Here is a 23,698-nt window from a genome sequence, read left to right as displayed (position 1 = left end):
AGCCATGGATGCCAGACGCTCGGTGCGCCCCTTCGAGGTGGTGAGCGAGTACGCGCCCGGCGGCGATCAGCCGCAGGCCATCAAGGAGCTCGCGCACCGCATCAACGCGGGGGAGACCGACGTCGTCCTCCTGGGAGCGACGGGAACGGGTAAGTCCGCGACAACCGCGTGGCTCATCGAGCAAGTGCAGCGTCCCACCCTCGTGCTCTCGCACAACAAGACGCTCGCCGCGCAGCTCGCCAACGAGTTCCGCGAACTCATGCCGAACAACGCGGTCGAGTACTTCGTCTCGTACTACGACTACTACCAGCCCGAGGCCTACGTCCCCCAGACGGACACCTTCATCGAGAAGGATTCGTCCATCAACGCCGAGGTCGAGCGCTTGCGCCACTCGACGACGAACTCGCTGCTCAGCCGCCGCGACGTCGTCGTGGTGTCCACCGTCTCCTGCATCTACGGACTCGGTGCCGCGGAGGACTACCTCGACGCGATGATGGCGCTCCAGGTCGGGATGCGGATCGATCGCGAGACACTCATCCGCAAGTTCGTCTCGATGCAGTACCAGCGCAATGACTACGACTTCTCCCGCGGCACGTTCCGCGTCCGGGGCGACACCATCGAGATCATCCCGGTGTACGAGGAGCTCGCGATCCGCATCGAGATGTTCGGCGACGAGATCGAGGCGATCTACGCGCTGCACCCTCTCACCGGCGATGTCGTGCGGGCGATGGACGCGGTATCCGTGTTCCCCGGCACGCACTACGCTGCGAGTCCTCAGACCATCCAGCGGGCGATCGGATCCATCCAGGAGGAGCTCGCCGAGCGCCTGCAGGAGCTCGAGCGGCAGGGCAAGCTGCTCGAGGCTCAGCGGCTGAGGATGCGCACGACCTTCGACATCGAGATGATGGAGCAGCTCGGCTTCTGCAACGGCATCGAGAACTACTCCCGGCACATGGACGGGCGCGCCCCGGGCGAAGCCCCGCACTGCCTTCTCGACTACTTCCCCGAGGACTTCCTCGTCGTGATCGACGAGTCGCATGTCACCGTTCCGCAGATCGGCGCCATGTACGAGGGGGATGCATCGCGCAAGCGCACCCTCGTCGAGCACGGCTTCCGGTTGCCGAGCGCCCTCGACAACCGCCCCCTCAAGTGGGAGGAGTTCCTCGAGCGCACCGGGCAGAAGGTGTACCTCTCCGCGACGCCCGGCCGGTACGAGCTCGGTATCACGGACTCGGTGGTGGAGCAGGTCATCCGGCCGACCGGCCTCGTCGACCCGCAGATCGTCGTCAAGCCCTCCAAGGGCCAGATCGACGACCTGCTGGAGCAGATCCGCACCCGCGTGGAGCGTGACGAGCGGGTGCTCGTGACGACGCTCACCAAGAAGATGGCGGAGGAGCTCACCGAGTTCCTGGGCGAGCACGGGGTTCGCGTGCGGTACCTGCACTCGGACGTCGACACGCTGCGCCGCATCGAGCTGCTCACGGAGCTGCGCCAGGGCGTCTTCGACGTGCTCGTCGGCATCAACCTGCTGCGAGAAGGCCTCGACCTTCCGGAGGTGTCCCTCGTCGCGATCCTCGACGCGGACAAGGAGGGCTTCCTCCGGTCGGGCACGTCGCTCATTCAGACCATCGGTCGCGCGGCACGCAATGTGTCGGGCGAGGTGCACATGTACGCCGATGTGATGACGGACTCGATGGCGCAGGCGATCGAGGAGACCAACCGTCGGCGCGAGAAGCAGATCGCCTACAACGCGGAGCGCGGGATCGACCCGCAGCCGCTGCGGAAGAAGATCGCCGACATCACCGACCAGATCATGCGGGAGGCCGGGGACACCGCCGCAGTACTCGCGGGCAAGAGCGATCCGAGCCGCAAGCGCGCACCCACCCCCAACCTCAAGCGAGAGGGCCTCGCGGCCGCAGGCGGAAACGATCTTGAGAAGATCATCGCCGACCTCAACGAGCAGATGCTCCAAGCCGCCGCGGAGCTCAAGTTCGAGCTCGCCGGCAGGCTTCGCGACGAGGTCGCCGACCTCAAGAAGGAGCTTCGGCAGATGGAGCAAGCCGGTCACTTGCGCTGACGGTGGCGTGATCGCGCTCGGCGGACACCGAGCCCCCGAGTAATGTCGGTGGCTTCCGTAGAATGGATGGAGTGTCAATCACAGAAGTCGGTGCGAGTGACGATCTCGACGAGAAGGCCATGCTCGACGCCCTCGAGAGGCGGCAGATGACCTCCGGAAAGCTCAGTGTCCGCGGAGCGCGCGTTCACAACCTTCACAACGTCGACCTCGAGATCCCGCGTGACTCGCTAGTGGTCTTCACGGGGCTGTCGGGCTCCGGCAAGTCATCCCTCGCCTTCGACACGATCTTCGCGGAGGGTCAGCGCCGCTACGTCGAGTCGCTGTCCGCGTACGCGCGCCAGTTCCTGGGGCAGGTCGACCGCCCCGACGTCGACTTCATCGAGGGGCTCAGCCCCGCGGTCTCCATCGACCAGAAGTCCACCAACCGCAACCCGCGATCCACTGTCGGCACGATCACCGAGATCTACGACTACATGAGGCTCTTGTGGGCGAGGATCGGCGTGCCGCACTGCGCGGTCTGCGGAGAACTCATCTCGCGCCAGTCGGTGCAGCAGATCGCCGACCAGCTCATGACGCTCCCCGAAGGCACCCGCTACCAGGTGGTGAGCCCGGTGATCTCGCAGAAGAAGGGCGAGTTCGTCGACCTCTTCAAGGAGCTCGCCTCGAGCGGGTATTCGCGTGCCATCGTGGATGGCGAGCAGGTGCAGCTGAGCGACCCCCCGAAGCTCAAGAAGCAGTTCAAGCACGACATCTCCGTCATCATCGACCGGCTCGTGGCGAAGGATGACATCCTCACGAGGCTCACCGACTCTCTTGAGACGGCGCTGCGCCTGACGGACGGACTGGTGTCCATCAACTTCGTCGACGAGACCGGGGATGCCGCGTGGCGGACGTTCTCGGAGAAGCTCTCGTGCCCCAACAACCACCCCGTCCAGCTCACCGAGATCGAGCCGCGCACCTTCTCCTTCAACGCGCCCTTCGGTGCCTGCCCGGAGTGCTCCGGCCTGGGAACCCGGATGTCGGTCGACCCGGAGCTGCTCATCGCGGACGACTCCGTGAGCATCGCCGACGGCGCGATCCTGCCGTGGACGAGCGCAGGCAAGGGGCTCTTCAACTACTTCGAGAAGCTCTTGATGGGGCTCGCCGGCGACCTCGGCTTCTCCCTCGACACCCCGTGGGGCGAGCTGAGCGACGACGTGCGCGAGGCGATCCTCCGCGGCAACAACTTCCAGGTCACTGTGCGGTGGAAGAACCGGTACGGGCGCGAGATGAAGTACTCGACCGGCTTCGAGGGCGTCATCCCGTACATGGAGCGCAAGTACCTCGAGGCCGAGACCGATACCCAGCGCCAGCGCGTGGCCGAGTACCTCCGCGAGATCCCGTGTCCCGTATGCGACGGTAAGCGCCTCAAGCCCGAGGTCCTCGCTGTCACGGTCAACGACCACAGCATCGCGGACGTCTGCGAGCTCAGCCTCGTCGACGCCCACGCCTTCATGCAGCAGCTCGTACTCTCCGAGCGCGATGCCCGGATCGCGTCGCAAGTGCTCCGCGAGATCCGGCTGCGCCTCGAGTTCCTCATCGAGGTGGGGCTCAGCTACCTCGACCTGATGCGCGCGGCCGCGACCCTGAGCGGCGGCGAGGCCCAGCGCATCCGGTTGGCGACGCAGATCGGCTCGGGTCTCACTGGCGTGCTCTACGTGCTCGACGAGCCCAGCATCGGCCTGCACCAGCGTGACAACCGCCGGCTCATCGACACGCTCGTCAAGCTCAAAAACCTGGGCAACACGCTCATCGTCGTCGAGCACGACGAGGACACCATCCGCACCGCCGACTGGGTCGTCGACATCGGTCCGGGCGCGGGCGAGCACGGCGGCACAGTGGTGCACTCGGGCTCGTACGACGCGCTCCTCGAGAACACCAAGTCGATCACGGGCGACTACCTCGCGGGCCGTCGCGCGATCGAGACCCCGAAGAAGCGTCGACCGGTCGACCCCAAGCGGCAGATCGTCGTCGAGGGCGCTCGAGCGAACAACCTCAAGAACGTGACCGCGAGCTTCCCGCTCAGCACCTTCACCGCAGTGACGGGCGTGAGCGGCTCAGGCAAGTCGAGCCTCGTCAACGACATCCTCTACAAGGTCCTCGCGAACGAGCTCAACGGAGCCCGGCAGATCCCGGGTCGGCACACCCGCGTTACCGGCCTCGACGATCTCGACAAGGTCGTGCACGTCGACCAGGCGCCGATCGGCCGCACCCCGCGATCGAACCCGGCGACCTACACCGGCGTCTTCGACAAGATCCGCACGCTCTTCTCGGAGACGGCGGATGCGAAGGCGCGCGGCTACCAACCGGGGCGGTTCAGCTTCAACGTCAAGGGCGGTCGCTGCGAGAACTGCTCGGGTGACGGCACGATCAAGATCGAGATGAACTTCCTGCCCGACGTCTATGTCGCGTGCGAGGTGTGCGGGGGAGCGCGGTACAACCGCGACACGCTCGCAGTGAAATACAAGGGCAAGAACATCGCCGAGGTACTCGACATGCCGATCAGCGAGGCCGTCGAGTTCTTCGAGGCGATCTCGTCGATCCACCGCTATCTGAAGACGCTCGAGGAGGTCGGTCTCGGCTACGTGCGACTCGGCCAGAGCGCGACGACGCTCTCCGGTGGTGAGGCGCAGCGCGTCAAGCTCGCCACCGAACTGCAGCGTCGTTCGATGGGGCGCAGCGTCTACGTGCTCGACGAGCCCACGACGGGTCTGCACTTCGAAGACGTCCGCAAGCTCCTGCTCGTCCTCAACGGTCTCGTTGACAAGGGCAACACCGTCATCGTGATCGAGCACAACCTCGACGTCATCAAGTCGGCGGACTGGCTCATCGACCTCGGTCCCGAGGGCGGCGCCGGAGGCGGCACGATCATCGCCACCGGCACCCCGGAGGATCTCGCGCGCACTCCCGGCAGCCACACGGGCGTCTTCCTCGCGGAGACGCTCGAGGGCGTCCGCGTATAGCGCGAGCTAGGCTGCGGTAATGGCGACCGACCTGAGTTGGCGGCCGAAGGCGGGGGACATCCCTCAGCAGCCCGGCGTCTACCGATTCCGGGACGCGACCTCACGCGTTCTGTACGTCGGCAAGGCGCGCAACCTCCGTCAGCGCCTCAGCAACTACTTCGCGCCGCTCGCGACCCTGCACGACCGCACTCGCAAGATGGTGCAGACCGCCGCATCCGTCGAGTGGACAGTCGTCGCGAACGACTTCGAGGCACTCCAACTCGAGTACACGTGGATCAAGGAGTTCGATCCGCCGTTCAACGTTCAGTACAAGGACGACAAGTCCTACCCGTACCTCGCGATCACGCTCGGCGACGCCGTGCCCCGCGTGTTCGTGACCCGCAACAAGGGCATCCCGAAAGCGCGCTACTTCGGGCCGTACTCCCGGGCGTGGGCGATCCGCGACACCGTGGACGTGCTCCTCAAGGCCTTCCCCATGCGCAGCTGCTCCGATGCGACCTACAAGCGGGCAGCGCAGACCGGCCGACCGTGTCTGCTCGGTGACATCGGCAAGTGCGCGGCACCCTGCGTGGGCCGCGTCACCCCCGAGCAGCACAAGTCGATCGCGGTCGATTTCGCGTCGTTCATGGGTGGCAACGACACGGGGTTCGTCGCCTCCATCACCAAGAAGATGCGGGATGCGGCCGCGGTTCAGGACTACGAGTCCGCCGCGCGCTACCGCGACCAGGTCCAGGCGATGGAGACAGCCCTCGAGAAGAACGTCGTCGTGCTGGATGACGGGGTCGACGCCGACCTGTTCGGTATCGCGCACGACGAGCTCGCCGCCGCCGTGCAGCAGTTCATCGTGCGCGGTGGGCGCATCCGAGGCGTTCGGGGTTGGGTGGTCGACAAGGAGCTCGACCTCGAGCTGCCCGAGCTCGTCGAGTCGGTGCTCCAGAACGCCTACGACGAGGAAGTGCCTCCGCGAGACGTGTTCGTGCCCGCCCTGCCCGAAGACACCCCCGAACTCGAGAAGTGGTTGGGGGAGCGACGGGGGCCGGGGCACCGCGTCGAGCTGCGCGTGGCCAAGCGCGGAGACAAGGCGGCACTCGCCCAGACCGTCGCGACGAACGCGGTCAACGCCCTCATCCTCTACAAGTCGAAGCGGTCGGCGGACTTCGTCGCCCGGTCTCAGGCGCTGTCCGACATCCAGGAGGCCCTCGGCATGGCCGAGGCGCCGTTGCGCATGGAGTGCTTCGACGTCTCGCACTTGAGCGGCACGAACATCGTCGCCTCGATGGTCGTCTTCGAGGACGGTCTGCCCAGGAAGGACCAGTACCGGCGCTTCAGCATCCCCGAATCCGCGGACGACACGGAGTCGATCTACCAGGTGCTCACCCGTCGGCTCGCCTACCTGACGCCGTCCGCGCAGGACGAGTCGGATGACCCAGCGCTCGACGGCCGTCGCCGCAAGTTCGCCTATCCGCCGCAACTGCTCATCGTCGACGGCGGTCAGCCGCAGGTCGCCGCCGCGCAGCGTGCGCTCGAGGAGATGGGGGTGTCGGGCATCCAGCTCTGCGGGATCGCGAAGCGGCTGGAGGAGATCTGGCTCCCGGACTCCGACTTCCCGGTCATCCTGCCCCGCAACAGCGACGCGCTGTTCCTCATCCAGCGCATCCGCGACGAGGCGCACCGCTTCGCGATCAGCTACCAGCGCCAGAAGCGGCGGGGCGACATCCAGTCCGTGCTGGGGGAGATCCCGGGGCTCGGCCCGAGTCGGGTGAAGGAGCTGCTCAAGCACTTCGGCTCTGTCGCCCGGCTGAAGGCCGCCGATGAGGCCGCAGTGGCGGAGGTGCGCGGAATAGGCCCGTCGCTCGCCTCGACGATCGTCGAGCGCCTGCGGGGGTGACCCGCGGCGGGTACGCTGGAAGCACGATGCCAGAGAGCAAGTCCCAGGAGCTGCTGATCGTCACCGGCATGTCCGGCGCCGGTCGCTCGACAGTCGGCAACGCGCTCGAAGACCTCGGCTGGTACGTCGTCGACAACCTTCCGCCCCAGATGCTCATGCCGCTCGTCGAGCTCGCGGAGCGCGCGGGCAACGCGCTCCCGAGGATCGCGGCGGTCGTCGACGTGCGGGGCGGCAAGCTCTTCTCGGACGTCCAGGCCGCGATCGAATCGCTCCGGGAGGGCAACGCGGCGGTCCGTGTCCTCTTCCTCGACGCGACGGATGCCGCGCTCGTGCGCCGCTTCGAGCAAGTGCGTCGCCCGCACCCGCTGCAGGGCGATGGAACCCTCCTGGACGGCATCGCCGCGGAGCGCGCGCGGATGGCGGAGATCCGCGAGTCGAGCGACATCGTCATCGACACGTCCGAGCTCAATATCCACCAGCTCGCAACCCAGGTCACGGAGCAGTTCTCGGAGGAGAACGCCGCTGGCGTCCGAGTCACGATCCTCAGCTTCGGCTTCAAGTACGGACTCCCGACTGACGCCGACCTGGTCGCCGACGCGAGATTCCTGCCGAACCCGTTCTGGGTGCCGGAGCTCAAGTCGCTCACCGGGCGGGACGAGGCCGTGCGCGAGTACGTCCTCGGGCAGCCGGGGGCGATCGACTTCGTCGATGCCTACGGCGCAGCGCTCGCCCCCGTGCTCGCGGGCTATCAGCGTGAGAACAAGCGCCACGCTACGATCGCGGTGGGATGCACGGGCGGCAAGCACCGCTCCGTGGCCATCGCCGAGGCACTCGCCGATCGACTGGCCGCCGTACCCGGAGTCGCCGTGAGCGTCCGACATCGGGATCTCGGGCGCGAGTAGCAGTCCCGCGCCGACATCCCACTGAAACCGCACGAAGGAGACGGCCCGTGGCACTTACCGCCGAGGTCAAGGAAGAGCTGGCGCTGATCCAGTCCGGCAAGACGACCGTCCGCGCGGCGGAGCTCGCGACCATCCTGCGCTTCTCCGGGGGACTGCACCTCATCTCGGGGCGGATCGCCGTGGAATCGGAGCTCGAGTCCGAGCTCCTCGCCAAGCGCGTGCGCCGGGACATCGCCGAGCTGTACGGCGTCCGAGCGGACATCTCGGTCGTCTCGGCGTCGGGCGCCCGCAGGACTCCGCATTACCTCGTGCGCGTCGTCGACGGGGGAGAGACCCTCGCGCGCCAGACCGGTCTGCTGGATGCTCGGCGCCGCCCGATCCGCGGACTGCCTAACCGTCTCACGACCGGCAACCGGGAGGACCTGGCGGCCGTCTGGCGCGGAGCGTTCCTCGCCGCCGGCGCGCTGAGCGATCCGGGACGCTCTGCCGCCCTCGAGGTGACGTGCCCCGGCAATGAAGCGGCGATGGCCCTCGTCGGTGCAGCAGGACGCCTCCAGATTCCGGCGAAGGCGCGCGAGGTGCGGGGCGTGCATCGCGTCGTGGTCCGCGACGGGGAGGCCATCGGGGCGATGCTCGAGCTCATGGGCGGGCGCAAGTCCGTCGCGGCGTGGAGCGAGCTGCGGCAGCGCCGCGAGGTGCGCGCCACGGCGAATCGCCTCGTCAACTTCGACGACGCGAATCTGCGACGCTCTGCTCAGGCGGCCGTCGCCGCGTGCGCCCGGGTCGAGCGGGCGCTCGAGATTCTGGGTCCCGAGGTGCCGGAGCACTTGCGCTACGCCGGAGAGCTGCGGCTGCGCTTCCGCGACTCGAGCCTCGACGAGCTCGGCCACCACGCCGACCCGCCCATGACGAAGGACGCCGTGGCCGGCCGCATCCGCCGACTCCTCGCCATGGCCGACAAGAAGGCCGTCGACGAGGGAATCCCGGGCACCGACGCGAACCTGCCGCCGGACTTCGAGGACGAGTGATCGGGCGCGGGAATCCTCCCGCAGTGCCCGCAGTTGTCGTGACTAGACTGGAAAAGTCACCCCGAGAGCAGGCCCGAGTGGACTGCCGGGGCCTATCTGCTAGGAGAACACCGATGGCTGATTACACCCTCCCCGAGCTCGCCTACGACTACTCGGCACTCGAGCCGAGCATCAGCGGCGCGATCATGGAGCTGCATCACAGCAAGCACCACCAGGCCTACGTGACGGGCGCCAACACCGCCCTCGCCGCTCTCGCCGAGGCGCGCGACTCCGGCAATCTCGCGAACGTGAACAAGCTCGAGAAGGACCTCGCGTTCAACCTCGGCGGGCACGTGAACCACTCGATCTTCTGGACCAACATGTCCCCTGACGGCGGTGACAAGCCCGTCGGCGACATCGCGAGCGCGATCGACGACCAGTTCGGCTCCTTCGACAAGTTCACCGCCCACTTCACGGCTGCCGCGCTCGGCGTGCAGGGCTCGGGCTGGGCGGCGCTCATGTACGACTCGATCGGCCAGAACCTGCTCATCAACCAGTTCTTCGACCAGCAGTCCAACTTCGCGGCGGGGACGGTGCCGCTTCTGCTGCTGGATGTCTGGGAGCACGCCTACTACCTCGACTACAAGAACGTGCGTGCCGACTACGTGAAGGCTTTCTGGAACATCGCCAACTGGTCCAACGTCGAGGCCCGCTTCGCCGCCGCGCGCGAAAAGACCGACGGCCTGCTGGTACTGTCATAGCGGCATCGTGGCCGGGGCGAGAGCCCCGGCCACTCTTTTCCACCACCACAATCGCCAATGAAGCGTCGAGCGACGCGTGAGCAACAACGGAGCCACAGTGACCGTCAAGATCGGTATCAACGGATTTGGCCGCATCGGCCGTAACTTCTTCCGGGCCGCACTCGCCAAGGGCAGCGACCTCGAGATCGTCGCGGTCAACGACCTCACCGACAACAAGACTCTCGCGCACCTCCTCAAGTACGACACGACCACGGGTCGTCTCGACGAGACGGTCGACTACGACGGCGAGCAGATCGTCGTGGGCGGCAAGGCGATCCGCGTCTTCGAGGAGCGCGACCCCGCGAACCTGCCCTGGGGCGACCTCGGCGTCGACATCGTCATCGAGTCGACCGGTCGCTTCACGAAGTCCGACGACGCGCGCAAGCACATCCAGGCCGGCGCGAAGAAGGTCATCGTCTCCGCGCCCGCGAGCGGATCGGATGTCGCGACCCTCGTCCTCGGCGTCAACGAGGGCACGTACGACCCCGCCACCCACGACATCATCTCCAACGCATCCTGCACGACCAACTGCCTTGCGCCTCTCGCGAAGGTGTTCATGGAGAACTTCGGCATCGAGCGCGGCCTCATGACCACCGTGCACGCCTACACCGCCGACCAGAACCTGCAGGACGGCCCGCACAGCGACCTCCGACGCGCTCGCGCCGCCGCCGCCAACATCATCCCGACGTCGACGGGTGCCGCCAAGGCGCTCGGCCTCGTCATCCCGGAGCTCGTCGGCAAGCTCGACGGCTACGCGCTGCGCGTGCCCGTCATCACCGGTTCGATCACCGACCTGACGGTGACCGCCTCGAAGTCGGTCACGATCGAGGAGATCAACGCCGCCTACAAGGCCGCCGCCGAGGGCCCGCTCAAGGGCATCCTCAAGTACACCGAGGACGAGATCGTCTCGAGCGACATCGCGGGCGACCCGCACTCGTCGATCTTCGACGCCGGCCTGACCAACGTCATCGGCAACCAGGTCAAGGTCGCGTCGTGGTACGACAACGAGTGGGGCTACTCGAACCGCCTCGTCGACATCACCGAGTACGTCGGCGCGCGCCTCTAGTCGCGCACGGCCATGTCGATCCGCACCCTCGCCTCGCTCGGGGATCTGCGCGGAAAGCGGGTCATCGTCCGGTGCGATCTGAACGTCCCCCTCAAGGACGGTCAGATCACCGACGATGGCCGCATCCGCGCGTCCCTGCCGACGCTCAACGCCCTCATCCACGCCGGCGCGCGCGTCATCATCGTGTCGCACCTCGGCCGGCCCGACGGCGAGCCGGATGCCCGGTACAGCCTCGAGCCCGTCGCCCAGAGGCTGTGCGAGCTCCTCGGCAAGCCTGTCGTGTTCGCGCACGACACGGTCGGATCCGCCGCTGAGGAGGCCGTCGACGGCCTCGAGGACGGGGGAGTCGCCCTCCTGGAGAACCTGCGCTTCAACTCCCCGGAGACGTCCAAGGATGCCGAGCAGCGCGCCGCCTTCGCCGCGAAGCTCGCACGATTCGGCGACGCCTTCGTCTCGGACGGTTTCGGCGTGGTTCATCGGAAGCAGGCGAGCGTGTTCGAGCTCGCGGAGGCGCTGCCGAGCGCGGCGGGACTGCTGATCGAGCAGGAGCTCGGGGTGCTCGAGCGCCTCACGGTGTCGCCGGAGAAGCCCTACACGGTCGTCCTGGGCGGCTCCAAGGTCTCCGACAAGCTCAGCGTCATCGACGCGCTCCTACCCCGCGTGGACGCCCTGCTCGTCGGCGGGGGGATGCTCTTCACCTTCCTGTACGCGCAGGGCCACGCCGTGGCATCCAGCCTGCTGGAGGCCGACCAGGTCGACACGGTGAAGGGCTACCTGGCCCGGGCTGAGGAACTCGGCGTCGACCTCGTCCTGCCCACGGACGTCGTCGTCGCGTCGAAGTTCGGCGCGGACGCGGAGCACGTGGTCGCCCAGGCCGACGCGATCGAGCAGACCCCGTTCGGGGAGTCCGGGCTCGGTCTCGACATCGGTCCCCAGTCCGCCGCTGCTTTCGCCGAGCGCATCCGGTCGTCGAAGACGGTCTTCTGGAACGGCCCGATGGGCGTGTTCGAGCTCGCCCCCTTCGCCGCGGGAACGCGCGCTGTCGCTCAGGCGCTCACGGAGTTCGACGGCTTCGGCGTGGTCGGCGGCGGCGACTCCGCAGCGGCGGTACGCGCACTAGGGTTCTCGGACGACGAGTTCGGCCACATCTCAACCGGCGGCGGCGCGAGCCTCGAGTTCCTCGAGGGCAAGCGGCTGCCTGGACTGGAGGTCCTTGGATGGCAGTGAAGCACTCCCGTGTCCCGCTCATCGCGGGCAACTGGAAGATGAACCTCGACCACCTGCAGGCGATCGCGACGGTGCAGAAGCTCGCGTGGACCCTGAAGGACGCCAACCACGACTTCGACGCCAAGGGCGCCGAGGTTGCGGTGTTCCCGCCGTTCACCGACCTGCGCTCGGTGCAGACCCTCGTCTCCGCCGACAAGCTCGACGTCGTCTACGGAGCCCAGGATGTCTCGGAGCACGACTCCGGCGCCTACACGGGTGAGATCTCCGGCGCCTTCCTCAAGGCGTTGGAGTGCACCTACGTGATCATCGGCCACTCCGAGCGGCGCACGTTGCACGGCGAGACCGACGAGCAGCTCGCGCGCAAGGTGGCCGCCGCCATCCGCCACGGTCTCGTGCCCGTCCTGTGCGTCGGAGAGACGGCGGAGGACCTCGAGCAGCACGGCCCCAGCGCGGTCCCCGTCGCCCAGTTGAGGGCCGCCCTCGAGGGTCTGTCCGGGTCTCCCGAGATCGTGGTGGCCTACGAGCCCGTCTGGGCGATCGGATCGGGCCAGGCGGCGACTCCGGAGCAGGCCGAGCAGGTCGCGGTGAAGCTTCGTGAGACGCTCGCGGAGCTCTTCGGGCAGGAGACGGCGGATGCGACCCGCATCCTCTACGGGGGTTCGGTCAAGGCGAACAACATCGCGTCCCTCATGCGGGAGCCCAACGTCGATGGTGCGCTCGTCGGCGGCGCGAGCCTCGATGTCGCCGAGTTCGCGAGCATCGCGCGCTTCCAGAAGCACGTCGGCACCTGACATATACTTGTCGCTGGCCTTGCCGGGCCGCATCGAAAGGTTTCCCGTGGAAATTCTCCAGGTAGTGCTGCAGGTCATCCTGGGCATCACGTCCCTGCTGCTGACCCTGCTCATCCTGCTGCACCGCGGCCGCGGAGGCGGTCTGTCCGACATGTTCGGCGGCGGCGTGACCTCCAACCTGGGCGCGTCGGGCGTCGCTGAGCGCAATCTCAACCGCATCACGGTCATCCTCGCGGTCGTCTGGATCGCGTGCATCGTGGTCCTCGGCCTCATCACCAAGTTCAGCGCGTAGTCGCTCAGCGAAAGGACACCAATGGCTTCGGGAGGCAGCGCAATCCGAGGGTCCCGCGTCGGCGCGGGTCCGATGGGCGAGCAGGACCGCGGGTATCACGCGGACCGGATCGCCGTCTCCTACTGGGATGAACTCGGCAACGAGACCGTCCGCTACTTCGCGGCGAACCTCCCGGACGAGGAGATCCCCGACATCATCGACTCCCCGTCCACCGGTCTGCCGGCCGGGCGCGATAAGGACAACCCTCCGTCGGTGGCGAAGCTCGAGCCGTACAAGACCCACCTCGCCTACGTGAAGGAGCGCCGCTCCGAGTCGGAGGCGGAGCAGCTCCTCGAGGAGGCGCTCACCCAGCTGCGCGAGCGCCGCGGCACCGCGGGCTGACGTCCCTTTCGTCTATCCCTCGTCGGCCCCGGTCCAGAATTGACCGGGGTCGATCAGGTTCTCGGGAACCTCGGCCGCGGCCTCTCCGTCGACGAAGAACAGGGTGCGACGACGGCCCTCGACGCCGGCAGCGGGAACCTCGTTGATGCTCGCTCCCGCGAGAGTAAGTCCCAACGCCGCAGCCTTGTCCTGGCCCGCGACGACGAGCCAGATGCGCGCGGAGGAGTTGATCACCGGCAGAGTGAGGCTGAGCCGCTCCGGCGGCGGCTTGGGGGAGTTGCGGACCGCGAGGACGGTGGCCTCCCGCTCACGGATGCCCGACCGCTCTGGGAAGAGCGACGCGATGTGGCCGTCGGGGCCCATCCCGAGGAACGTGATGTCGAAGTGGGGCTGGCGCGAGTCGCGGGCGGCGTGCTCGGCGAGCTCCTCCGCATACGCCGCGGCCGCAGCATCCAGGTCGATACCCGCGTCGGATCGGGCGAACGGGTGGACCCGAGCGGGGTCGAGCGGCACGTGGTCGAGGAGAGCCTCGCGCGCCTGGGTCTCGTTCCGCTCGGGATCGCCCTCGGGGAGAAATCGCTCGTCACCCCACCACACGTTCACTCGCGACCAGTCGACGCTGTCGCGTGCCGGAGAGGCGTTGATCGCGGCGAGGACCGCGATTCCCATGGACCCTCCCGTGAGCACCACGGTCGCCTCGTCGAACTCGGCGATGAGGTCCACGACCTTGGTGAGGAATCGGGCGGCGACGGAGCCCGCGAGGGTCTCCTTGTCCGGGTGCACGATCACCCGGCGTTCGTTGCTCATACCTTCGACCTTACGCGACCGGGTGCGAGAGAGCGGGAACGCCCCGGCGGATGACCTCGCCGTACAGGTCATCCGGGTCGAGGCGGCGCAGCTCCTCGGCGAGGCAGTCACGCAGGTTGCGTCGGGGCAGCGAGATGTCGTGCGTCGGCTGGTCGGGCTGAACGAGGGTGGCGATGTTGACCGCCGTCCGGTCGAGGCGGATCTGGCCGTTGGACCGGGTGAGATGCACTCCGACGATCCCCGTCGAGCCGCGGGATGCCTCGCCCATGACAAGCTCGACCTCCACACCGAGCTGGAGCTGCAGCCACGCGGCGAGCAGCACCGTGGAGGGGGAGTCCGACGCGCCGTGGACTTCGATCGCCGTGACGGGAACGTACGGAGGCTGGTCGAGCACAGCGGCGAGCTGGGCGCGCCACAGCGTCAACCGGGTCCAGGCGAAGTCGGTGTCACCGGGCCGGTACGCGCCGGCGAGCCGGTCCAGCGCGGCAAGCGGGTCATCGCTCGCCGCGGCATCCGTGATCCGGCGCTGGGCGATGCGTCCGATCGCCGATTCGGAGACGCGATCCGGGGCCTCGCCGGGCCACCACGCCACCACAGGGGCGTCGGGGAGCAGGAGACCCATGACGAGGCTCTCCTCGTCGAGAGCGGCGTCTCCGGTCGCGCGGACGACGATGACCTCACTCGCTCCGGCGTCGCCGCCGACGCGGATCTGGGCATCGACACGGGAGTCGGACGATCCGACATCTCCGCGGGAGACCACGATGACGCGCATCGGGTGCTCGCGGGAGGCGTCGTTGGCGGCCTCGATCGCCTCCTCCTCGTTGCCCGGCTTGGTCGAGATGATGAGCGTCAGCACTCGACCGAGGGCGACTGCGCCACCCTCTTCGCGGATCTTCACGAGCGTCTTCGAGATCGCGCTCGTCGTCGTGTTGGGCAGGTCGACGATCATGGACGCCTCCAGGTACGGCCGTCGCGAGCCATGAGGTCGTCGGCGGATGCCGGTCCCCACGTTCCCGGACGGTACTGCTCGGGCTGACCCTGCGTCGCCCAGAACTCCTCGATCGGGTCGAGGATCTTCCAACTGAGCTCGACCTCCTCGTGCCGCGGGAAGAGCGGCGGGTCGCCGAGCAGGACGTCGAGGATGAGCCGCTCGTATGCCTCGGGGCTCGCCTCGGTGAAGGCGTGCCCATACCCGAAGTCCATCGTCACGTCGCGCACCTGCATCCCGGCTCCCGGCACCTTCGAGCCGAAGCGGATGGTCACACCCTCGTCGGGCTGGACGCGGATGACGAGCGCGTTCTGACCGAGAGCAGCGGTCTGGCTCTCCTCGAACAAGTACTGCGGGGCACGCTTGAAGACGACGGCGATCTCGGTGACACGGCGGCCGAGTCGCTTGCCCGTGCGCAGGTAGAACGGCACGCCTGCCCACCGGCGGGTGTCGATGTCGAGCCGCATCGCGGCATATGTCTCCGTGGTCGACTGGGGGTTCATCCCCTCCTCGTCGAGGAAGCCGATGACCTTCTCGCCTCCGGCCCAACCGCCGGAGTACTGGCCGCGGGCGGTGTGGGCGGCGAGGTCCTTCGGCAGTCGCACCGCCGAGAGCACCTTCTCCTTCTCGGCCCGCAGGTGCGAGGCCTCGAAGGAGACCGGCTCCTCCATCGCCGTGAGAGCGAGGAGCTGAAGCAGGTGGTTCTGGATGACGTCGCGCGCCGCGCCGATGCCGTCGTAGTAGCCGGCACGACCGCCGACGCCCACGTCCTCGGCCATCGTGATCTGCACGTGGTCGACGTAGTTGGCGTTCCAGATGGGTTCGTAGAGCTGGTTCGCGAAGCGCAGCGCGAGGATGTTCTGGACCGTCTCCTTGCCGAGGTAGTGGTCGATGCGGAAGACGCTGTCCGGCGGGAAGACCGACTCGACGACGTCGTTGAGCTCGCGCGCGGTGACGAGGTCGCTCCCGAAGGGCTTCTCGATGACCACCCTGCGCCACTGCCCGTCTTTCTGCTCAGCGAGTCCCGAGTTGCGCAGCTGCTCGGTGACCTGAGGGAACGACTTCGGCGGGATCGAGAGGTAGAAGGCGTGATTGCCCATCGTCCCGCGATCCCGGTCGAGCTCGTCGATCGTCTCCTTGAGCCGGCCGAAGGCTGCCGCGTCGTCGAACTCGCCCTGGACGAAGCGGATGCCCGTCGCGAGCTGGTTCCAGACGTCCTCATCGAACGGGGTGCGCGAGTACTGCTTGACCGCGTCGTGGACGACCTGGGCGAAGTCCTGGTCCTCCCACTCTCGGCGGGCGAATCCCACCAGAGCGAACCCGGGCGGGAGGAGTCCGCGGTTGGCGAGGTCGTAGACGGCCGGCATGAGCTTCTTGCGCGACAGGTCGCCCGTCACTCCGAAGATGATGAGGCCGCTCGGGCCGGCGATCCGGTTCAGCCGCCGGTCCGACGGGAGCCGCAGTGGGTTGAAGCCGGCCGTGATCTGCACGGGTGACATGGAACTCCTGGCCCCGCGCTACGCGAGCGCGTCGAAGACGAGCGGGATGGATGCCGCGGGGTTGCGCAGCGTCAGGCTGAGCACGGGCCGGCCGTGGTCGGCGAGCACGCTCGCGTCGCCATCGGCCTGCGCCCGGATGAGCTGGCCGAAGGTGAACGGGCGGTCCGGGATCTGCAGGTCCTCGTCCTCCACCGTCGTGATCTGGAGGAACACACCGACAGCAGGACCACCCTTGTGGAACTGACCCGTGGAGTGCAGGAATCGCGGCCCCCAGCCGAAGGTCACCGGTCGGTGAGCGCGCGCTGCGAGCTCGTCGCGCAGGGCGGCAAGCCCGGGGTGGGCGACGCGGTCGACGTAGGCCTGGATCGCCACGTAGCCGTCCTCGGTCAGGTGCGACAGGAGGGCCGAGACGGCCCCCGCAAGATCGGTCGCGTCGGAGACGACGTCAGCCGTGCCGCGCACCTCGATGTCGCCCACGACGAAGGCGGGCGCCGGGGGAGCGGAGGGGTGGTCGATGAGGGCTCGCGTCGCAATCTTCGCCGACTCGACGTCGGGCTGGTCGAACGGGTTGATCCCGAGCAGTCGGCCGGCGACCGCGGTCGCGTACTCCCAGGTCAGGAGCTGAGCGCCCAGCGTGCCCGTGATCTCGATCTCGCCCTCGGCGACCTCGCGCGTGTCATCCCAGTCTCCGACCAGGCGGACGATCTGCAGGTCGGCGAGGTTCTCCGAGAGCTCGGGCGAGTCGACGTCGAGGACGACGGGCAGGATGCCCGTGCCGAGCTTGCCCGTCGACTCCGCGATGAGCTGTTCCGCCCAGTCGCCGAAACCGAGGATGTGGGTGCCGTCAGGCACGATGCCGAGCTTGTCCTTGAGCGGCTTGGTGCCCGCAATGGCAGCCCCGAGCACAAGTCCGGGGTTCGTGGGGGAGTCGATCGCGAGCTCGATGGACATGGCCTCGGCCTCGTCGAGTAGCTCCTCGAGGTCGACGCCGGCGAGACCCGAGGGGACGAGCCCGAAGGCGGTGAGAGCCGAGTAGCGGCCTCCGACGGTCGGGTCGGCGTTGAACACCCGGTACCCGGTCTCCCGAGCGGCGACGTCGAGCGGGGAACCGGGGTCGGTAACGACGACGATGCGCTCCAGGGGGTCGATGCCGGCCTCGGAGAAGTACTTCTCGTAGATGCGCTTCTGGCTGTCGGTCTCGACGGTGGAGCCCGACTTAGAGGAGATGACGACGGCGGTCGTCGCGATACGGTCGCCGAGCGCGGAGAGCACCTGGGCGGGGTCCGTCGAGTCGAGGACCGTGAGGTCGACACCGGCGGTGCGGGTGATGACCTCGGGTGCGAGGGACGATCCCCCCATTCCCCCGAGGACGATGTGGTCCACTCCCGACTCGCGCAGCTTGTCCCGCAGCGCGTAGATGTCGTCGACGAGGGGACGGGAGACAGAGACGGCCTCGACCCAGCCGAGCCGCTTCGACGACTCGTCCTCGGCGTCGGGTCCCCACAGGGTCGCGTCACCGCCGGTGATCCGGCTCGCGACGAGGTCGCTCACGAGCTGGGGGACGACCCGGTCGACCGCCTCCGCCGCGGCGCCGGAGACCGCGATCTTGACGCTCACTTGGCGGCCTCGAGGGCCGCAGAAACGGTGTCCAGTAGCTCATTCCAGGAGACGATGAACTTCTCGACGCCCTCCTTCTCGAGCAGCGCCGTGACCTCGTCGTAGGAGATGCCGATCGCCGAGAGGGCCTCGAGTGTCGCACCCGCCTTCTCGTACGAGCCGGTGACCGCGTCGCCTTCGACCACGGCGTGGTCGAAGGTCGCCTCGAGCGTCTTCTCGGGCATGGTGTTGACGGTCTCGCGAACGGCGAGCTCGGTCACATAGAGGGTGTCGGGCAGCGCCGGGTCCTTGACGCCGGTCGACGCCCACAGCGGACGCTGCTTGTTGGCGCCCGCCGCGAGCAGCGCGGAGGCGCGCTCGGTGGCGAAGGCCTCCTCGTAGACCTGGTAGGCGAGCTGCGCGTTCGCGACGCCCGCCTTGCTCTTGAGCGCGAGTGCCTCGTCCGTGCCGATCGCCTCGAGGCGCTTGTCGATCTCCGTGTCGACGCGCGACACGAAGAACGAGGCGACCGAGTGGATCGTCGAGAGGTCGATGCCCGCGGCCTTCGCCTGCTCGAGTCCGGCGAGGTAGGCGTCGATGACCTCGCGGTGCCGCTCGAGGCTGAAGATCAGGGTCACGTTGACGCTGATCCCGGCCCCGATCACGGCGGTGATGGCCTCGAGTCCCTCGACGGTGGCGGGAATCTTGATCATGGCGTTGGGGCGGTCGACCTTAGCCCACAGCTCCTTCGCCTGCTGGATCGTCCCCGCGGCGTCGTGCGCGAGACCCGGCTCGACCTCGATCGACACGCGGCCGTCGAATCCGTCCGTCGAGTCGAAGATGGGACGGAAGATGTCGCTCGCCGCCGCCACGTCGTCCGTGGTGATCTCGAAGACCGCCTCGGTGACGCTCTTGCCCGCGGCGGCGAGCTCGGCGACCTGCGCGTCGTAGGTCGTGCCCTTGGCGAGCGCCGTCGCGAAGATCGTCGGGTTCGTGGTGACGCCGACGACATTGCGCTCGGCGATCAGCGACTGAAGGCCGCCGGACTGGATCCGGTCGCGCGACAGGTCGTCGAGCCAGATGCTGACGCCGAGCGCGGAGAGAGCGGCGGTGGGGGACTCGGTGCTCATGGTGCTTCTTTCCTCTGACGTCACTGACCGCGAACGGCGGCGAGCGACTCCTTGGCTGCGGCCACGGTGGCCTCGGTGGTGATTCCGAACTCACGGAACAGGGTCTTGTAGTCGGCCGACGCACCGAAGTGCTCGATCGACACGCTGCGGCCGGCGTCGCCGATGTACTTCGACCAGCCGAGCGAGAGCCCCGCCTCGACCGACACGCGTGCCTTCACCGTGGCGGGGAGGACCGACTCGCGGTAGTCGGCATCCTGCTCCTCGAACCATTCGAGGCTCGGCGCCGACACGACGCGGGCGTTGATGCCCTCGGCCTGGAGGGCCGAGCGCGCCTCGACGGCGAGCTGGACCTCGGATCCCGTCGCGATGAGGATCACGTCGGGCGTGCCGCCGGGGGCCTCGGCGAGCACGTAGGCGCCCTTCGCGGTGTTCGAGGCGGCAGCGAAGGTGTCGCCGGATGCCGCGCCATCACCGCGCTCGAAGACCGGGAGGTTCTGACGCGAGAGAGCGATGCCCGCCGGTCCCTGCCTGCGCTCGAGGATCGTCTTCCAGGCGTACGCGACCTCGTTGGCGTCGGCCGGGCGGACGATGTCGAGACCCGGGATCGCGCGCAGCGTCGAGAGCTGCTCGATCGGCTGGTGGGTGGGTCCGTCCTCGCCGAGCGCGACGGAGTCGTGCGTCCACACGAAGATCGACGGGACCTTCATGAGTGCCGCGAGTCGAACCGCAGGTCGCATGTAGTCGCTGAAGATGAGGAACGTGCCGCCGTACGCGCGGGTGTTTCCGTGGAGCACGATGCCGTTGATGATCGCGCCCATCGCGTGCTCGCGAATGCCGAAGTGCAGGACCCGGCCGTACGGTGTGCCCGTCCACTCGTGCGTCGAGTGCTCGGCGGGGATGAACGACGCGGCTCCCTCGATTGTCGTGAGGTTCGACTCGGCGAGGTCGGCAGAGCCGCCCCAGAGCTCGGGGATGACGGCGCCAAGCGCCCCGAGCACCTTGCCGGACGCGGCGCGGGTCGAGACATCCTTGCCGGCCTCGAAGACGGGGAGGGCTTCCTCGACGCCGTCGGGCAGGGCGCCCGACAGAATCCGGTCGAGGAGCGCCTTGCGCTCGGGGTTGGCCGCAGCCCACGCCTCGAACTGCTCATTCCATTCGGCGTGCGCCTGCGCACCGCGCTCGAGCGCCTTGCGAGTGTGAGCGATGACCTCGTCGGCGACCTCGAAGGTCTGCTCGGGGTCGAAGCCGAGCACCTCCTTGACGCCCGCGAGCTCCTCGGCACCGAGAGCGGAGCCGTGGATCTTCCCGGTGTTCTGCTTCTTCGGGCTCGGCCAGCCGATGATCGTCTTGAGGATGATGAGCGACGGCTTGTCGGTCACGGCCTTGGCCGCTTCGATCGCGTCGAACAGGGCCTGGACGTCTTCGACGTACTCGCCGGTCTTCTTCCAGTCGACGACCTGGACGTGCCAGTGATAGGCCTCGTAGCGCCCCTTCACGTCCTCGGTGAAGGCGATGTTGGTGTCGTCCTCGATCGAGATCTGGTTGGAGTCGTAGATCGCGATGAGGTTGCCGAGCTGCTGGTGGCCGGCGAGCGACGAGGCTTCGGCGGACACCCCCTCCTGCAGGTCGCCATCGCCGGCGATGACGTAGACGAAGTGGTCGAAGGGGCTCGATCCCGCCGGGGCGTCCGGGTCGAAGAGCCCGCGCTCGAAGCGGCTCGCGTAAGCGAAGCCGACTGCGGACGAGATGCCCTGGCCGAGGGGGCCCGTGGTGATCTCGACGCCGTCGGTGTGACCGTACTCGGGGTGGCCGGGGGTCTTCGAACCCCACGTGCGCAAGGCCTTGAGGTCGTCGAGCTCGAGGCCGTAGCCGCCGAAGTAGAGCTGGACGTACTGCGTGAGCGAGCTGTGGCCCGCGGAGAGGATGAAGCGGTCGCGACCCAGCCAGTGCTGGTCCGCAGGGTCGCGGCGCATGACCTTCTGGAAGAGCAGGTACGCCGCGGGGGCGAGGCTCATCGCCGTTCCCGGGTGACCGTTGCCGACCTTCTCCACGGCGTCGGCGGCGAGGATCCTCGCGGTGTCGACGGCCTTGTTGTCAATGGGATCCCATTGGAGAGCTGCCACGGTGTTGATGACCCTTCTGCAAGCGGCGCCGCCCGGAAGGCTGGTGCACGGCGATACGAAAGCCCGCCGCGGACATCATCGGCGCTGCCGACGGCAGTCGCATCCGGAACAGTGGTGGGGGATGGGCCGCGTGGTGGTGTCGGCGGGCAGGCGCTATCAGTATAGGGAGTCACCGGGGTGGGATGCGGTCGTGTGACGGGGCCTTGACGCGGGAGCGCCAGCCTGCGTCGCCTATCATCGTGACTATGGATGTCGCGCTCGAGAACCGCCCGGAGACCGGTCGGATCGGCGTCGTCCGCAAGATCAGGGCCTACGTCGCCCTCACGAAGCCTCGCGTCATCGAGCTGCTGCTCGTGACGACCGCCCCCGTGATGATTCTCGCGGCGCAGGGCATCCCGAATCTCTGGCTCGTGCTCGGCACGCTCATCGGCGGCTCGCTCTCCGCGGGCTCGGCCAACGCCTTCAACTGCTACATCGACCGCGACATCGACCGGGTGATGAACCGCACGCAGAAGCGTCCGCTCGTCACGGGAGAGCTGAGCGATCGCGAGGCCCTCGCCTTCGCGTGGATCACCGGGATCGCCTCCGTGCTGTGGCTCGGCTTCCTCGTCAACTGGCTCGCGGCCGCACTGTCGCTCGCCGCCATCCTCTTCTACGTCCTCGTCTACACGCTCGTCCTCAAGCGCCGCACGCCGCAGAACATCATCTGGGGCGGAGCGGCAGGATGCATGCCCGTCCTCATCGGCTGGGCCGCCGTCACCGGGTCACTGAGCTGGACCCCGGTCATCCTCTTCGGGATCGTCTTCCTCTGGACGCCGCCGCACTACTGGCCGCTCTCGATGAAGTACCGCGCGGACTACCAGTCGGTGAACGTGCCGATGCTCGCGGTCGTGCGCGGCCGCACCGTCGTCGGCCTCCAGGTCGTCCTGTACGCGTGGGCGACCGTCGCGTGCTCGCTCCTGCTGATCCCGGTCGCGCCGATGGGCGTGTTCTACTCGGTCGTGGCGATCGCCAGCGGCGCGTGGTTCATCGTCGAGTCGCACCGCCTGTACAACACGGCGATCCGGCACGGAGAGGTGCGACCGATGCGGGTCTTCCACTCCTCGATCACGTACCTGACGCTCGTCTTCCTCGCGGTCGGCGTCGACCCGCTCCTGCCCTTCTAGGCCGAAGGAGCCGCGGACTCGGGGCTCGATTCGCGCAACGCGCACACCACCGCAGTCATCGCCGCGGCGAGGCAGCAGGCGAGCACCATGTGGATGCCCACGAGGATCTCGGGGAGGCCGAGGTTGGCCTGGGCGAGTCCGACGACGATCTGCGCACCCTCGACACCGAACAGCGCGACCGTCAGGGCGAGGAGCCGGCGCGAGCGAAGGCGCCATGCCCCGACGACGAGGGCAAGGGTGGCGGCGAAGGTGGCGTAGGCGGGCCAGCTGTGCACGTGCTGCAGGAACTCCGGGTCGAGTCCGTTGCGGGCGGCGCCGCCGTCCCCGGCGTGCGGTCCTGACCCTGTGACGAGGATGCCCACGAGGATCGTCACCGCGACGAGAAACGCCGTGACGATCGCGAGAGCCCGGTACCAGCCGGGTACCGCGAGGGCCTGGCCGCGCGGGCCCACGAACACCCGGTAGACGAGCACCGCCGAGAGCGCCACGAGGACGACCGACGCCAGGAAGTGCAGGCCCACCACGTAGGGGTTGAGGTTGGTGAGCACGGTGATCCCGCCGATGATCGCCTGGATCGGCACGTAGAGGCCGATGAGCAGCGAGAGCACGAACAGGTCGCGGCGCTCGCGTCGGATGCGCAGGACCAGGACGAACATGATGATCGCGATCGCGACGAGCACGAACGTGAGGAGCCGGTTGCCGAACTCGATGATGCCGTGGATGCCCATCTCCGGGGTCGTGACGAACGACTCCGCCGTGCAGCGCGGCCACGTCGGGCAGCCGAGGCCGGATCCCGTGAGGCGGACCGCGCCACCGGTCCCGACGATGAGGATCTGCGCCACGAGGGTGGCAATCGCGAAGACGCGGATGCGGGCATCCACGCGCTGGGGCAAGCGGGCGAACACGGCTTTCACGGCCGAACCTCCTGTTATTTCCTGCCGCTGTCTGTAGAATGT

Annotated in this window: 19 protein-coding genes; 12 read left to right on the top strand and 7 right to left on the bottom strand. The window is 68.0% G+C overall.

Going from position 1 to position 23,698, the window contains the following annotated elements:
• Window positions 1-4 precede the first annotated feature (4 nt).
• From uvrB to Q5716_RS06930, 11 genes are all read left to right on the top strand, one after another.
• On the top strand, window positions 5-2,077 hold the full coding sequence (gene uvrB / locus Q5716_RS06980; RefSeq protein WP_305002359.1) for an excinuclease ABC subunit UvrB: 2,073 nt from the start codon (window positions 5-7) through the stop codon (window positions 2,075-2,077).
• Between the two features lie 119 nt (window positions 2,078-2,196).
• Complete coding sequence (uvrA, locus tag Q5716_RS06975) at window positions 2,197-5,079, top strand: excinuclease ABC subunit UvrA (protein WP_305002984.1); 2,883 nt, start codon at window positions 2,197-2,199, stop codon at window positions 5,077-5,079.
• 19 nt (window positions 5,080-5,098) lie between these two features.
• Window positions 5,099-6,967 carry an excinuclease ABC subunit UvrC gene (gene uvrC, locus Q5716_RS06970; protein WP_305002358.1) on the top strand — a complete coding sequence of 623 codons (1,869 nt, stop codon included), beginning with the start codon at window positions 5,099-5,101 and terminating at the stop codon, window positions 6,965-6,967.
• A gap of 26 nt (window positions 6,968-6,993) precedes the next feature.
• Complete coding sequence (rapZ, locus tag Q5716_RS06965; protein WP_305002357.1) at window positions 6,994-7,869, top strand: RNase adapter RapZ; 876 nt, start codon at window positions 6,994-6,996, stop codon at window positions 7,867-7,869.
• Window positions 7,870-7,916: 47 nt separating this feature from the next.
• Entirely contained in the window at window positions 7,917-8,897 is a 981-nt protein-coding gene (gene whiA / locus Q5716_RS06960) for a DNA-binding protein WhiA (RefSeq protein ID WP_305002356.1), read from the top strand.
• Between the two features lie 113 nt (window positions 8,898-9,010).
• Window positions 9,011-9,637 carry a superoxide dismutase gene (locus Q5716_RS06955; RefSeq protein ID WP_305002355.1) on the top strand — a complete coding sequence of 209 codons (627 nt, stop codon included), beginning with the start codon at window positions 9,011-9,013 and terminating at the stop codon, window positions 9,635-9,637.
• A gap of 97 nt (window positions 9,638-9,734) precedes the next feature.
• Window positions 9,735-10,742: a type I glyceraldehyde-3-phosphate dehydrogenase gene (gene gap, locus Q5716_RS06950; protein WP_305002354.1), complete on the top strand. Its 1,008-nt coding sequence runs from the start codon at window positions 9,735-9,737 to the stop codon at window positions 10,740-10,742.
• A 12-nt stretch (window positions 10,743-10,754) separates the two neighbouring features.
• A complete protein-coding gene (locus Q5716_RS06945) occupies window positions 10,755-11,969 on the top strand; it encodes a phosphoglycerate kinase (protein ID WP_305002353.1) in 1,215 nt (404 codons plus the stop codon).
• Window positions 11,960-12,760: a triose-phosphate isomerase gene (gene tpiA / locus Q5716_RS06940; protein WP_305002352.1), complete on the top strand. Its 801-nt coding sequence runs from the start codon at window positions 11,960-11,962 to the stop codon at window positions 12,758-12,760. The genes Q5716_RS06945 and tpiA overlap by 10 nt, the downstream gene beginning before the upstream one ends.
• A 46-nt stretch (window positions 12,761-12,806) precedes the next feature.
• Complete coding sequence (gene secG / locus Q5716_RS06935; protein ID WP_305002351.1) at window positions 12,807-13,052, top strand: preprotein translocase subunit SecG; 246 nt, start codon at window positions 12,807-12,809, stop codon at window positions 13,050-13,052.
• A gap of 21 nt (window positions 13,053-13,073) precedes the next feature.
• Window positions 13,074-13,433, top strand: coding sequence for an RNA polymerase-binding protein RbpA (locus tag Q5716_RS06930; RefSeq protein WP_305002350.1), 360 nt, complete (start codon window positions 13,074-13,076; stop codon window positions 13,431-13,433).
• Between the two features lie 12 nt (window positions 13,434-13,445).
• Here the strand turns inward: Q5716_RS06930 and pgl are convergent, their stop codons facing one another.
• The 6 genes from pgl to tkt are packed head-to-tail and all read right to left on the bottom strand — an operon-like array spanning window position 13,446 to window position 21,576.
• Window positions 13,446-14,240, bottom strand: coding sequence for a 6-phosphogluconolactonase (gene pgl / locus Q5716_RS06925; protein ID WP_305002349.1), 795 nt, complete (start codon window positions 14,238-14,240; stop codon window positions 13,446-13,448).
• Between the two features lie 10 nt (window positions 14,241-14,250).
• The gene (locus Q5716_RS06920; protein WP_305002348.1) at window positions 14,251-15,189 is read right to left on the bottom strand and encodes a glucose-6-phosphate dehydrogenase assembly protein OpcA; all 939 of its coding nucleotides are present in this window, start codon (window positions 15,187-15,189) and stop codon (window positions 14,251-14,253) included.
• Window positions 15,186-16,727 (bottom strand): glucose-6-phosphate dehydrogenase, encoded by a 1,542-nt coding sequence (gene zwf, locus Q5716_RS06915; RefSeq protein WP_305002347.1) that lies wholly within the window; start codon window positions 16,725-16,727, stop codon window positions 15,186-15,188. The genes Q5716_RS06920 and zwf overlap by 4 nt, the downstream gene beginning before the upstream one ends.
• A gap of 18 nt (window positions 16,728-16,745) precedes the next feature.
• Window positions 16,746-18,344, bottom strand: coding sequence for a glucose-6-phosphate isomerase (locus Q5716_RS06910; protein ID WP_305002346.1), 1,599 nt, complete (start codon window positions 18,342-18,344; stop codon window positions 16,746-16,748).
• A complete protein-coding gene (gene tal / locus Q5716_RS06905; protein WP_305002345.1) occupies window positions 18,341-19,453 on the bottom strand; it encodes a transaldolase in 1,113 nt (370 codons plus the stop codon). The genes Q5716_RS06910 and tal overlap by 4 nt, the downstream gene beginning before the upstream one ends.
• 20 nt (window positions 19,454-19,473) lie before the next feature.
• The gene (tkt, locus tag Q5716_RS06900) at window positions 19,474-21,576 is read right to left on the bottom strand and encodes a transketolase (protein ID WP_305002344.1); all 2,103 of its coding nucleotides are present in this window, start codon (window positions 21,574-21,576) and stop codon (window positions 19,474-19,476) included.
• 245 nt (window positions 21,577-21,821) lie between these two features.
• On the opposite strand from tkt, the gene Q5716_RS06895 reads away from it, so the two are divergent.
• Window positions 21,822-22,742 carry a heme o synthase gene (locus Q5716_RS06895; protein WP_305002343.1) on the top strand — a complete coding sequence of 307 codons (921 nt, stop codon included), beginning with the start codon at window positions 21,822-21,824 and terminating at the stop codon, window positions 22,740-22,742.
• On the opposite strand, the gene Q5716_RS06890 is transcribed toward Q5716_RS06895, so the two are convergent.
• Window positions 22,739-23,656, bottom strand: a complete 918-nt coding sequence (locus Q5716_RS06890) for a COX15/CtaA family protein (RefSeq protein WP_305002342.1) — start codon at window positions 23,654-23,656, stop codon at window positions 22,739-22,741. The genes Q5716_RS06895 and Q5716_RS06890 overlap by 4 nt on opposite strands.
• Window positions 23,657-23,698 lie beyond the last annotated feature (42 nt).

It is taken from the genome of Antiquaquibacter soli, from assembly GCF_030580675.1.
In the GTDB taxonomy this organism is placed as follows: domain Bacteria; phylum Actinomycetota; class Actinomycetes; order Actinomycetales; family Microbacteriaceae; genus Rhodoglobus; species Rhodoglobus soli.
Note: the sequence above shows the minus strand (reverse complement) of the source record. Positions and strands in the feature narration are given on the sequence as shown.